The organism is Pseudomonas sp. C11, from assembly GCF_034683865.1.
Classification (GTDB): Bacteria; Pseudomonadota; Gammaproteobacteria; order Pseudomonadales; family Pseudomonadaceae; genus Aquipseudomonas.
In genome coordinates, this window is the sequence record NZ_JAWIIP010000001.1 from 464,402 (window position 1) to 477,064 (window position 12,663).

The window sequence follows — 12,663 nt, forward strand, 5'->3', positions numbered from 1 at the left end:
GACACCCAGACGCAAGAAGGCCCGCATCATGCGGGCCTTCTCGTTTGCAACGAAGCGCGATCAGCGAGCGATAGTGCCGTCCAGCGAAGCCTTGCCGGCGCCTTCGATCAGCAGCGCCACGCTCACGGCCAGCAGGGCCAGGGCGAACTCGTAACCGTTGTTGGCCATGAAGAAGCCATTGACCAGGTGCACGGTGAAGATCGCCACCAGCATGGTCACAGCCAGCACCGCAGCTGCCGGACGCACCAGCAGGCCGACGATCAACGCCAGGCCACCGAAGAACTCGGCGCTACCGGCCATCAGTGCCATCAGGTAGCCCGGAGTCAGACCGATGCTTTCCATCCACTGCCCGACCCCAGCCAGGCCGTAGCCGCCGAACCAGCCAAACAGCTTTTGCGAACCATGGGCGGCAAAGGTGATGCCGGCGACGATGCGCAGGATGGTGATACCGAAGCCAGCCTGGGTAGCGGTGATGCGTTTGATCAGTGCGTTCATTGCGGGAGGTCCTTCATGTGTGGGGGTTGATGGCGCTCATAATATCCAACTTATTCGATTTAAAAACCGAAAAATACCGCTTATCTAAATCGAATAATTAGATACTTACTTGAGCGTCACTCGCCTGCCCTGTGGCTCCAGCAAATAGCGCTCGCGGTCATAAGCAAGGTAGTACTTGTTGACCGCATTGACGTAACTCACGACGCCCATGCCCATCTGCTCCATGGCCACGCGTTCGACCTGGAAGAACCACTGATTGGGATTGAGGCCACGGCGGCGTGCCTCGGCGCGCATGCTCTGCACCCGTTGCGGGCCCAGGTTGTAAGCCGCCAGGACGAACGCCATGCGCTCGCGCTCATTGAGCTGGGCACTGTTGAAGAAGCTGCGGCGTATCTTCGCCAGGTACTTGCTGCTGGCCTGGACGTTGCCATCGACACTCTGGATGTTGCCCACCCCGACGCTGCGCGCCGCTGCCGGGGTGATCTGCATCAGGCCGGTGGCGCCGCTGGCACCGCGCGCACGCGGATTCAGTGTGGACTCCTTGAAGGCCACGGCAGCCAGCATCAGCCAGTCGAAATCATTCAGCTCGGCATGCTGCTGCAGCACGGCGCGAACGCTCTCCAGGCGCTGGCGCTCGGCACGACCGAGCGGCGAATGCACCTTGTACAAACGCCGATAGACACGCTGGAAGGTCGCGTCCTGGTCGGCGGGCGCCTGGTAACCATCGAAGAACTTGTCGATGCTGGCCCGCAGCATCGGCGCATCCGGGCGCACGAACCACTTCATCTCACCGTCTCGCGCCAGCACCAGGTGGCGGTCGACACGCAGCTTGGGCATCACCTTGGCCCAGCGCTCGGCGATGGGCAACTCCACCGCCGTGCGCTCGAAAATGCCCGCCTGTACCATTTCCAGCACGTCCTCGACCGCCAGGGTCGGGTCGACCCACTCCACCACGATTGGCGGCAGCTTGCGGTCTGCCAGTTGCTGGTTGATCCGCCGCAAGGCTTCGCCGACCGCGCTGCCAGCCGGCAGAGACAGGCTACGCCCCGCCAGTTGTTCGAGGTTGCGGTACTGACGATTGCCCTGGCGAGAGACCAGCACCAGCGATACGTCGCGACGGATCGCCTTGCTGGCGCTGACGTCATGCCCGGTACGCACATCGAGCAACTCGCCCGGCGCGACCAGATCGCCTTCGCCACGCTGCAGGGCGCCAAGCAGTTGATCCTTGGCCTTGGGGATGATCTTCAGCGTCAGGCTACGGCCATCGCGGGCGTTGCGGTTCAGATATTGCTCGAAGGCGCGCAAGCGGTGGTATTCGACGCCGATGCTCTGCCCTTTCACCGACCCGGAACTGTTGCGACTCTGGTTGACCAGCACACGCAGCTCGCCACTACTGCGGATGGAGGGCAGATCACGGGTGACGCCAGGCTGACTGCCAACCTCCTGCGGACCGGCCAGGCGTGCGCTCGCCGAAAGCGGCAGCAGCACCAGCAGGCACAGGGTCAGCAACAGACGCAATAGGGAGTCTCCTGGGAGGGTGGCAATCAGCCGCCGAGCTCAGAGCACGGGGAAACACGCAAGTTCCCTGGCTCGAAAAGGTTGCGGAGGGTCGCACAGCTGGCGAATCGGCGCCACCTCACCTCCTTATCCGATGTTTAAAAAGACGCACCAATTCATTGTATTTACTGCCTTTTTCGATGAAAGGCAGACATCTGATATGCTCGCGACAGATTCAAACCAGGTGGCACCATGCAACTCATCGATATCGGCGTCAATCTTACCCATCCCAGCCTCGCCCCACAGGCCGAGGCACTGTTGGAGCGCGCCTGGGCTGCCGGGGTGTGCCAGATGGTGCTGACGGGCACCAGTGTCGCCGAAAGCGAAGCCAGCCTGGCGCTTTGCCGACAACTGGATGCCGAGGGTACGCGACTGTTCAGCACCGCTGGCGTTCACCCGCACGATGCCAGTAGTTGGAATGGTGCCTCCCGCGCGGCGCTCGAAGCCCTGCTCGGCGAAGCTCAGGTAAAGGCGGTGGGCGAATGCGGGCTGGACTTCGACCGAGACTTCTCACCGCGACCAAGCCAGGAAAAAGCCCTGGAGGAACAGCTGGCGCTTGCCGCCGAGCTGCGCATGCCAGTGTTCCTGCATGAGCGCGCCGCCAGCCAGCGCCTGCTGGAAATCCTGCGGGATTTTCGCGACCGCCTGCCGGCGGCCGTCGTGCACTGCTTCACTGGCGAGCGCAAGGCGCTCTATGCCTATCTCGATCTCGATCTGCACATCGGCATCACTGGCTGGGTCTGCGATGAGCGTCGCGGCACTCACCTGCACCCACTGCTCAAGGACATCCCCGGCGAACGCCTGATGCTGGAAACCGACTCGCCCTTCCTGTTGCCACGCAACCTGCGACCCAAACCGAAGAACGGCCGCAATGAACCGGCCTTCCTGCCGGCCATCCTGCAGGAAGTCGCCCTGCACAGGAGTCAGACGGAGGAACAATTGGCGGCTCAGACCAGCGCCTGTGCTCGCGCATTCTTCGGCTTACCGACCATACTGATGGACGCTGTACAAGATTCTTGATTGACGTCAAGACTCCGACATACCAACACGCCATACTGCTGGCACATCGCCAATAACGACCGCATCGAAACGGACGACAAGAATATGCGCGCCTGGATCAGCAACCTCTCCCTCAAATACAAGTTCTGGGCGGTCAACGCTGTCGCGTTCGCCATTACCCTGCTGCTGGTGCTGTTCGCCTTGCACACCGAGCAGTCAGCACGCGCCCTCGATGCGCGCCAGACAGCCGTGCAACAGACTCAGCTGTTGCAGCAGTGGCCCAAGCAGGCACCACTGCCGAGCCTCGCCAATCTACGGATCGATGCCGCAGCATCAGACAAGCCTGATGCCAGTGGCTGGACGGCCCTCGAGCACGACAACTGGTTCGCGCAAAACCCGCTCATAGGGACGCAACGCACCAGCCTGCCGGATGGCCGCATCGTGAGCATCGAGGCTCACGCGCCAAGCCTGCTGCAGCTGTTCTTCGAGCATGCCACCAGCTACGCCTTGGCCGTGGCGGTGCTGATGCTCCTGCTGCTGGCCGCCTCGCAACTGCTCATCCGCTTCCTGCTCAGCCACCTCAATACGCTCAAGGACGTGATGCTGCAGGCCGAACGCAGCGGCGATCTGTCTCTGCGGGTGCCGCTGGACAGCCGTGACGAGGTGGGGCAGATGGCCGCCGCCTTCAACGCCATGCAAGCCGGTTACCAGCGCGTGGTCGGTACCGTGGGTAAGGTCGCCGCTGACCTCGACAATGGCACCAGCAGCCTGGCTCTGCACATGGGCAGCGTACGCCAGGGCATGCTCGCCCAGCAGAGCGAGACGGATCAGGCCGCCACGGCGATCAACGAGATGTCGGCGACGGTGCAGCACATCGCCGATCACGCGGGTACCACGCGTGATCAGTCACTCAACGCCGATCAGTTGGCCCGCGCCGGCCAGCAGGTAGTCGAACGCGTCGAGCAATCCATCGCCGCCCTGTCTCAGGGCGTACGCCAGAGCGCCGGCAGCATCGAGCGCCTGGCTGAGGACAGCCAGCACATCAATCGCGTGGTCGGCGTGATACATGGCATTGCCGAACAGACCAACCTGTTGGCGCTCAACGCCGCCATCGAGGCGGCACGCGCTGGCGAGATGGGACGAGGTTTCGCGGTGGTCGCCGACGAGGTACGCAACCTGGCCAAGCGGGTGCAAGAGTCCACCGACGAAATCACCCAGATGATCGGCAACCTGCAGGGCGGCACCCGCGATGCCGTGGAGTTCATGCGCGAGAGTTCGGAAAGCGCCAACCTGTGCGTGCAACTGGCGCAGGAGGCAGGTGAATCGCTGGCGGCCATCACCGCGGCGGTGGCGCTGATGCGTGACAGCAATACTCAGATTGCCGTGGCGGCGAATCAGCAGAGCCAGGTCGCCGAGGAAATGAGCCGTTCGGTGGTCGGCATCCGCGATGTCACCGAACGAACCGTGGGTCAGACCCTGGAATCGGCCGCGACCAGCCAGCAGTTGGCCGAGCTCGCCGGCCAGCTAAACCAGGCGATCCGTCAGCTACGCCATTGATCGCCCCGCCCCATGAAAAGGCTATGCAGGCCATAGCCTTTGCTCATTCGCCCCCAGCCTGCTGCACGACCTAGACTCGCGACATATCTGGGAGGAATGCAGCATGGCCACCTTACATTCGCGCCTGATCGGTTCTCGCGGTTCACCCCTGCACAGTGCTTCGCGTGCGCTGTCCGGGGTATTCATGGGGCTTTCGCTGGTGCTGTTGTTCATCGGTCTGTCCCAAACTGCGCTGGTGCCACTCGCCCTGGCGCTGATTGGCGGCTCCGCCGGCCTCGTGCTGCGAGACACACACTGAACGTTCCAGAGCGAAGCTGGCAGCGCCTCGATGCGACGCCAGCATGGCTTTGCATGACCGTTCGTCGGGTTAGCTGAAGGAAGTGGAGTCAGAGCAGATACATTCGACAACATATTGACCAACGATAGTGGTATGTCGCTCATGCGACATTTTTTTGTCGTAATTATTCTCGCATTGACTCATTTGCCCCTGGCAATGGCCGAGTCCGTTCCTTATCCGCTGGATCGTCCTGCGCTGGATCTGTACCTGCTCGACGGCCAGCGTCATACCTTCACCCTTGCCGAGCTGCAGCGCCTGCCGCAGAGCCGCATTCGCCTGAAAGACGCACAAGGTGTTGCGCATCTGTGGCTCGGCGTTTCGCTCGCCGATCTGCTGGCCAGCGTCAGCGGAGCCGAAAAGGGCAACGCCCTGCATGCCAGGGCGTTGAATCAATATTCGATCTTCATCCCTCGTCTCGATATCGAGCGCTACCAGCCTCTCATCGCTTATCGGCGTGATGATCAGCTCATGGCCATCCGCGATTTCGGCCCGCTTCATCTGATCTACCCATTCGACGACTATCCCGAGTTGCGCCAGCAACTGTTTTACAACCGTGCCATCTGGCAGCTCAGTGAGATTCACCTCGAATGACTGCCGCACCCGCCCTCGCCTATCTGCGCAAGCGCCTGAAGCTGACCGCCCTGACCCTACTGGTCGTGTTCATGACACTGACCGTGGCCGGCGCCTTGTGGCTCGTGCACAAGCAGTCCAGGCACCTGGCCTTGCCGACCCTGCACAGTGAGCTATGGCAGGCCTATCAGGTTCACGCCGAGCTCGATCGGATGCAAACGGCCGCTCAATCGCTGCTGCAAGGCACGCTGCCAAGCGATGACATGGTGGTGCGGGTTCAGGTGTTGCGCAGCCTGGTCGAGCCCTTGAGCGGCCAGCACCTGTTCGACTTTCTACCCGAGTCCCGTCCGGCGGCGCAGGCCACACTGGGACGCACCGAGATGCTGAGCCGGCGCTGGGACGCCATGGCCCATTGGGGCGATGCGCAAGGTAGCCGGCGCGTCGCCGAAGAGGTGCTGCAGGAACTGCCCACCCTGCGTCAGCCGATACACGAAGTACTGGTCGCTACCAATATCTCCCTGGCTAACGAGCTCGATGCCGAACGCGAGCATCTGTACCAGTACTTCACTAGCCTCGGTTGGGCCCTGCTGGGCCTGCTGCTGGGCGGCTCACTGCTGGTCGCTCGTCTGATCATCGATTACCGCAAGGCACACGCGCTCTCCAATAGCCTGGCCGAGCTCAATCAATCGCTCGAACAACGTGTCAGCCAACGCACCGCCGAGCTCAGCGAAGGCCAGGCACTGCTGATGCAGATTCTCGACGCCAGCCCCAGCGATGTAGCCCTGATAGCCAGCCAGGGTCATCAGGTGTACTTCGTCAATCAGCGCCTGCTGGAACGCCTGGGCTTGAAACACACCAGCGAGTTCCGCCTCGATCGCCTGTTCGTCAATGCGCGAGAGGCCATGCATTTTCGCGAGGCGCTGCTGGCAAGGCACCGTGTCGATGACTGGGAAAGTCAGTTGGCCGGAGACGAATCCTACTGGGGCGTCGTATCCGGACGCCTGCTCGAGTATCGCGGCACGCCCGCGCAGTTGATCTGGTGCTATGACATCAGTCTGCGCAAGCGCATGGAACAGGAGCTGTTGGTGCTGGCGACCACTGACGCGCTCACCGGCCTCAGCAATCGTCATGCTTTCATGCAGCGCGCTGCCGACCTGGTGAAGAGCGCCGAGCGTTTCGATCAGCCCTGCACCCTGCTGATGCTGGACATCGATCACTTCAAGCAGGTCAACGACCTTTACGGCCACCAGAGCGGCGATGAAGTGCTGGCAAAGCTGGGGCAGCTGCTACTCAGGGAAATGCGTGAGGTAGACATCGTCGGCCGTCTTGGCGGCGAAGAGTTCGCCGCCCTGCTCACGCAAACCGATCCGACGAGCGCCGCAGCAGTCGCCGAACGCCTGCGCAGTGCCGTACAGAACCTGCAACTCAAGGCCGTGGATGGTCGCCCACTACACCTGACCGTCAGCATTGGCGCGGCCGCCAGACGCCCGGCAGAACCACTGGAAGGCGTCATGAGCCGGGCAGACAGCGCCCTCTACCAGGCCAAGAGCAACGGCCGCAACCGCGTCGAGCACGCCAGTCCCTGAGCGGCGCAGCACTCAGGCGAATACCGTTACCGTTTGCCGGCTAAGCGCAATCAACTCGCCTGCCGGGCTCCACAACGCAGCGGCGACATGGCCGTAACCATCGCGCGCATGCTCGATCTCGGCACGGTACAGGCACCAGGCGTCGCTCATCACCGCCGGCAGTGGCTGGACGAATTCGCAGGTCCAGGTCAGCGAGCTACCCGGCGCCGGTTCTTGCAAGTGCGACAGCACCGCCGGTGGCCAGGCATCGACCAATGCCAGCAGATGCGCCTCCGTCAGCCACTCAGGCTGCGCCACCGCTTCGCCGCGCAGACGCACCCAGCCCCCCATCTGCCGCGACTTGTTGTGGCTGAACGGCAAACCGCCAATGCCCCAGCGCATGGCCAGATAACGGGTGAACTCGGGGGTGACATTGCGCAGGTAGGGCAGCTCCTGGCAGCGCTCGGCCGGCTCGATCTGCGGTGCCGGCAATGGCAACACCTCGACGACCGACTCACGCGGCGCACCGAAACTGCCCTGCACCAGGGTCACGACCTGGCCGTCCTGCACGGCACGCAGAGCCATCTGGCTGACGGCCTTGCCTTCACGCAGCACCTCAGCCTCGAAGCTCACCGGCACATCCGGGGCAACAGGCCCCACGAAGGTAATGGCCAGCGAACGCACCGGGCGCCCTTCGGGCACCTGAGCACGCATCGCCTCATAGGCCAGCGCGGCGACCAATCCGCCAAAACTGGCGCGCCCCTGCGCCCAGGTGGCCGGGATCACCACTCGATCCGGTTGTGTACGCACGGCATGGAGCAACTCAGTGAACGTCATGACGACCTCAGTCGATTGAACATGGCAGCGATCTTAGAGGAACAAGGTGGTTAGACTGCACGGCATATCGGGCAAATTTTCGGCGAGAATGTCGCCTTATCGTTGCAGAGGGAAGTCGCCGAGCAGTTTCAGCAGCACTTCGTCCGCTCGCTCGACATGCATCGCCAATGCTTCATTCCAGATCGCTCGGCAGTCCTGCAGGCCGGGCTCTTTCTCGGTCAGGGCCAACCATTGCAGGCGATCATGCCAGTCTCCCAACGCAGCCTGCGCGGCTTTCAGGCGCGCCTGCACGGCGGGATCGAGGCCGCTTTGCCGCGCGTAGGCTTCAGCGCCGTAACGCACGCGCTTGATCAACAGCCGCAAGGCGTGCCGATCCTGCTGCGGCTCGCGTAACGCCCGCGCCAGGCGTTTCTGCTGCTGACGCAGACGCCGGCGGATGCGCCTGTCCAGGCCGTCGAGTTCGCCGTCTCGCCCGGCCTGCCGCCAGCGCGCCGGCCAGTCGTCAAGCAACGCCAGCAATTCACGCATTTCACGCGCCGTGGCGATCATGCGGTACTGGTCTTCTCGCGCCACGGCCAGCGCCTGTGCAGGTTGCGCGTGGCCCAGGCGCTGCAATTCGCCCTGCAGCACCTCCTGATCGCGCACCGGGCCACTGAGGCGCCCCAAAGCGCCAGCGGCCTGCTCCAGCACCTGCACCAACGGCAGGCCACGCAATGGCCTGAGCAGGCTGCGCAGGCGCCGCAAGGCAATGCGCAGATCATGCAGCGCCTCATCGTCCGTTACGGCCAGAAGGCGTTCACGGCAGGCATACAGGCGCACGTGCAAGGCAACTACACGCGCGATATCACGCTCGATGGCATCCTTCATCGTGATTCTCCGACAGGGTTGCGCCTGGGGCGCCAGGGCATGGCACGGCGTACCTCACGTAACGCCGCGCGCAACTCACGCGCATCGTACGCCGACCCCGCATAGCGTTGACGCTCGAAACAGTTGGCAAACCGCTGTATGGCAGCAGCCTGCTGCGGCAACTCGGTGGCTGCACGCTCGGTGAAGGCACGCAGTCCCTCGCCGGTCGCACGGCGCAACCCCTGGCGCTGCAAGGCACGCTCGAAGCGCCCGAGCACGGTCTGCATCGGGTCACGTCGCTGCTGCCAGGGCTTGAGCAGCCATAACGCCAGAGCGCCCAGCAGGCCGCCTCCGACGAGCAGCATGACCAGCGCCAGGCGCTGCCAGTCGAGACCGCCGAGCCAGCGTTGCAGCAGTTGCACCTGCTGCTCGCCCTGATAGCCCAATACCCAGCGTTGCCAGCCGTAGTTGAGGTTCTCCCACTGCAGGCGTAGCTGATTGATCCAGGCCACCTCGCGGTAACGCAACGGCGAGAACGGCTGATCATCGAGGAAGGCTTCATCCGCGCCCAAGGCCTCTTCCAGCCCGCTTTCAATGCGCTGCGGAGCGACCTGGAAGGTCGGATCGACGCTGCGCCAGCCCTGCCCCTGCACCCAGTATTCGACCCAGGCGTGAGCGTCGAACTGGCGAACCTGCACGTAGTTGCCACCCGGGTTCAGCTCGCCGCCCTGATAGCCGGTGACCACGCGCGCCGGAATCCCTGCAGCGCGCAGCACGAAGGTCATCGCGCCGGCGTAATGGGCACAGAATCCGCGGCGGGTGTCGAACAGGAACTCATCGATGCTGTCACGTCCGAGCGGCTGTGGACGCAGGGTGTAGACATAGGGCTCACGATTGAAATGGTGCAGCAACGCGGTCACCAGCGCTTCATCGTCGGCATGCTCACGGCGCAGCGTCGCCGCCCACTCGCGGCTGCGCGGTTCACCCTGCGGCGGCAACTGCAGCGCCCGGCGCAGCATGGCGGCGTCCGCCTGTGGCTCACGCAATGCCTCAGGCCAGGAACGTGCCTGGTAAAGCAGCGTGCGGTCAACCGGGCGCACCCGCTGCCAGCGAAAATCGCTCATCATGCGGCTTTCCTCGGCCTGAGCTTCGGCGACATCGAGGGTGAACAGCCAGGGCTTGCCACTGGCCTGCATGATGATGCTGTAGTCGACCGGCTCGCCACGCGGCTGCCACTGCGGCGCGCGCGGAATGGCCGCATAGCCAGACTGCGACCAACGTCGACCGTCGAAGCGCTCCAGCGTCAGGGCGCGCCAGTACAGTTGCGTACGCGGCGGAATGGCGCCCGTGAAACTGGCGCGGAACGCCAGCTCGGACGACCGGCTGAGCTGGGCGATGTCCGCGGGTTCCATGCTGTCGGAGAGCCCGGTCACGCCCTTGTCGCTGGGCATCGGCAGCGTCCATAACGGCCCCAGCCGGGGAAAGAACAGAAACAGCACCAGCATCAGCGGTACGGCCTGCAGCATCAGGCTCGCAGCCAATCGTAACGTTGCCCACGGACGCGCAGCGAAGCGGCTCTGCTGCAGGCCGATCAGCGCGGCCAACAAGGCAAGGGTCGGCAACAGGCTGTACAACGCGGCGATGATGCCGTCATCGAACAGATAGGCCGTGACGACGCAGAAGAAGCCAAGAAAGATCAGCACCAGGGCGTCACGCCGCGTGCGCATTTCCACCAGTTTCAGGATGAACGTGCCGATCAGCAGCACCACAGCGGCATCCAGACCGATCAGGGTGCCGCGCGAGAGCAGGATGCCGGCCAGCACCGCCACCAGCAGCGCGCCCTTGGCCAGACCGCCGGGGTAGCGCAGGCGCATGCGGAAAATCTGGATACGCCAAACAACAGCCAGTAACCACAGGCCTATCACCCAGAGCGGCAAGTGCAGCAGATGCGGCAGGATCACCAGCACCTGGGCCACCAGCAGCCAGATCAGGGCGATACGCGGAATCAGTGCCGGAGTCATGCACTCTCTCCGAACAGCGCCAACGCCCGCAGGCACGCCTCACGGTGACCATCGCCCTGGTCGGGCTCCAGCGTCAGCCCCGGCAGACGCAAGCCGAAGGGCTGCTGACGCTCGGCGAGCTGCAACACCCAGTGGCAGAGCCGTGACAGACGCGTCTCGACATCACCGGCCAGGCTGTCGAAATCCAGCCACAGATCGCGCCCGGCAAGCATGGCGAAATCCTTCACCTGCAGCCCGTGGCCACGGGAATAAGCCTTCCACGCCAGGCGACGCTTGGAGTCACCGGGCTGATAGCCGCGCAGCCCCTGGAAGTCATCCGCGCCCTGGCCGCGCGCCTGCACCCCGTCCTCTTCGTCCTCGCCTGCACCGGCAGCCAGTGGCAACTCACCGGCAAGCGGCTGCGGGTAGACCAACACCGCCTGATCCAGGTCGACCCAACTCCAGGCCACCAGCAAGCCCAGCGGGAAACGACTCTCGACCCGCAGCCGCGGCGGCTGCAGCCAGCCTCGACGTTCACTCGCCAGGCTCAGCTCGACCTCGGTCAGCCCTTTGGCGGCTACGTCGACCTGGCGCAACGGTGTCGGCGGCCAGCCCAGCGCCACGGCCTGGTGCTCGCGCCCCAGGCTCTCCAGGCGTACACGAAAGATGGCCTGCTCACCGCTGAATACCGCAGTGCCACCGCCAGCTTTGAGCACCAGCCCGGCCAGATTGCGATAGGTGTGCAGAATGGCCACCACGAAGATCGCAGCGAGGAGAAAGGTCAGACCATAAGCCAGGCTGTTCTGGTAGTTGATCGCCGCCACGAGCATCAGCAGCAGCACCAGGCCGAAAGCCGCCCCCACGCCGCTCGGCAGGATGAAGATGCGCCGCTGATCGAGGCGCACGCTGGCCGCTGCCGGGATACGGCGCGCCAACCAGCGTCGCCAGTAGGGCTTGAGCGAGGCCAGCATCAGAGCGCCGGAACCTCACGCAGCAGCCACTGCACCAGGCTGCCACCGCCATGGCCGGTCGGGTCGGCACGCTCGCGCAAGCGATGACTGACGACCGAGGGCAGTACGGCCTGGACATCCTCGGGGATCACATAATCACGCTCGGCCAGCCGTGCCCAGGCCCGCGCCGCAGCGAGCAACGCCAGGCTGGCGCGCGGTGACAGGCCCCAAGCGAACTGTGGCTGGCTGCGCGTCGCCTCGACCAGGCGCAACACGTAATCCACCAGCGCGTCGCTGGCCCGCACCTTGGGCACCTCGGCCTGCAGGCATGCCAGTTCGGCATGATCGAGAATGGGCTCGAGGCGCGGCAGCAAATCACGCCGCGCATCGCCCAGCAGCAAGGCACGCTCGGCGGCCTGCGCCGGGTAGCCCAGCGATAGGCGCATGAGAAAACGATCCAGCTGTGATTCCGGCAAGGCGTAAGTGCCACCGCTGCTCACCGGATTCTGCGTGGCAATCACGAAAAATGGCTCCGGCAGAGGACGCGTGGCCCCCTCGATGGTCACCTGGCCCTCCTCCATGGCTTCGAGCAAGGCGCTCTGGCTCTTCGGCGTAGCGCGGTTGATCTCGTCGGCCAGCACCAGCTCGGCGAAGATCGGCCCCGGATGAAAGACGAACTGCCCGTTTTCCTTATCGAATACCGAGGTACCGAGAATGTCGCCGGGCAACAGATCCGAGGTGAACTGGATGCGTTGAAAACTCAAGCCCAAAACACGGGCCAGCGCATGACTGAGGGTGGTCTTGCCCATGCCGGGCAAATCCTCGATCAACAGGTGCCCACGCGCCAGCAAACAGGCCAGGGCCAGCCGCACCTGCCCCTCCTTGCCCAACAGCACGTGGTTGACCGCATCGAGACAGGCGTCCAGTTTACTTCGCATCATCGGCTCCTC

The 12,663-nt window shown here is 64.0% G+C and carries 12 protein-coding genes; 5 read left to right on the forward strand and 7 right to left on the reverse strand.

Translation table 11 applies throughout. From position 1 onward, the window contains the following. Positions 1–60: 60 nt before the first annotated feature. Positions 61–495 carry a DoxX family protein gene (locus VC352_RS02030; RefSeq protein ID WP_322977904.1) on the reverse strand — a complete coding sequence of 145 codons (435 nt, stop codon included), beginning with the start codon at positions 493–495 and terminating at the stop codon, positions 61–63. 105 nt (positions 496–600) lie between these two features. Beyond that, complete coding sequence (locus VC352_RS02035; RefSeq protein ID WP_322977905.1) at positions 601–2,013, reverse strand: transglycosylase SLT domain-containing protein; 1,413 nt, start codon at positions 2,011–2,013, stop codon at positions 601–603. 231 nt (positions 2,014–2,244) lie between these two features. Here VC352_RS02035 and VC352_RS02040 point away from each other — a divergent pair, with 231 nt between their 5' ends. The 5 genes from VC352_RS02040 (at position 2,245) to VC352_RS02060 (ending at position 7,101) form a co-directional block, all read left to right on the forward strand. Next, on the forward strand, positions 2,245–3,072 hold the full coding sequence (locus VC352_RS02040) for a TatD family hydrolase (RefSeq protein ID WP_322977906.1): 828 nt from the start codon (positions 2,245–2,247) through the stop codon (positions 3,070–3,072). 84 nt (positions 3,073–3,156) lie between these two features. Continuing rightward, entirely contained in the window at positions 3,157–4,608 is a 1,452-nt protein-coding gene (locus VC352_RS02045; protein ID WP_322977907.1) for a methyl-accepting chemotaxis protein, read from the forward strand. A 103-nt stretch (positions 4,609–4,711) separates the two neighbouring features. Then, on the forward strand, positions 4,712–4,906 hold the full coding sequence (locus VC352_RS02050; protein ID WP_322977908.1) for a hypothetical protein: 195 nt from the start codon (positions 4,712–4,714) through the stop codon (positions 4,904–4,906). Positions 4,907–5,020: 114 nt separating this feature from the next. Then, entirely contained in the window at positions 5,021–5,536 is a 516-nt protein-coding gene (locus VC352_RS02055) for an oxidoreductase (protein ID WP_322977909.1), read from the forward strand. Next, positions 5,533–7,101 carry a GGDEF domain-containing protein gene (locus VC352_RS02060; protein ID WP_322977910.1) on the forward strand — a complete coding sequence of 523 codons (1,569 nt, stop codon included), beginning with the start codon at positions 5,533–5,535 and terminating at the stop codon, positions 7,099–7,101. The genes VC352_RS02055 and VC352_RS02060 overlap by 4 nt, the downstream gene beginning before the upstream one ends. A 12-nt stretch (positions 7,102–7,113) precedes the next feature. Here the strand turns inward: VC352_RS02060 and VC352_RS02065 are convergent, their stop codons facing one another. The 5 genes from VC352_RS02065 to VC352_RS02085 all read right to left on the reverse strand — a co-directional run bounded on the left by VC352_RS02065 (position 7,114) and on the right by VC352_RS02085 (position 12,651). Beyond that, positions 7,114–7,917, reverse strand: a complete 804-nt coding sequence (locus VC352_RS02065) for an acyl-CoA thioesterase (RefSeq protein ID WP_322977911.1) — start codon at positions 7,915–7,917, stop codon at positions 7,114–7,116. A 96-nt stretch (positions 7,918–8,013) separates the two neighbouring features. Beyond that, positions 8,014–8,784, reverse strand: coding sequence for a CHAD domain-containing protein (locus VC352_RS02070; protein ID WP_322977912.1), 771 nt, complete (start codon positions 8,782–8,784; stop codon positions 8,014–8,016). Continuing rightward, a complete protein-coding gene (locus tag VC352_RS02075; RefSeq protein ID WP_322977913.1) occupies positions 8,781–10,784 on the reverse strand; it encodes a DUF3488 and transglutaminase-like domain-containing protein in 2,004 nt (667 codons plus the stop codon). Before VC352_RS02075 ends, VC352_RS02070 begins: the two co-directional genes overlap by 4 nt. After that, positions 10,781–11,734, reverse strand: coding sequence for a DUF58 domain-containing protein (locus VC352_RS02080; RefSeq protein ID WP_322977914.1), 954 nt, complete (start codon positions 11,732–11,734; stop codon positions 10,781–10,783). Before VC352_RS02080 ends, VC352_RS02075 begins: the two co-directional genes overlap by 4 nt. Continuing rightward, positions 11,734–12,651, reverse strand: coding sequence for an AAA family ATPase (locus tag VC352_RS02085; protein ID WP_322977915.1), 918 nt, complete (start codon positions 12,649–12,651; stop codon positions 11,734–11,736). Before VC352_RS02085 ends, VC352_RS02080 begins: the two co-directional genes overlap by 1 nt. Positions 12,652–12,663: the final 12 nt, after the last annotated feature.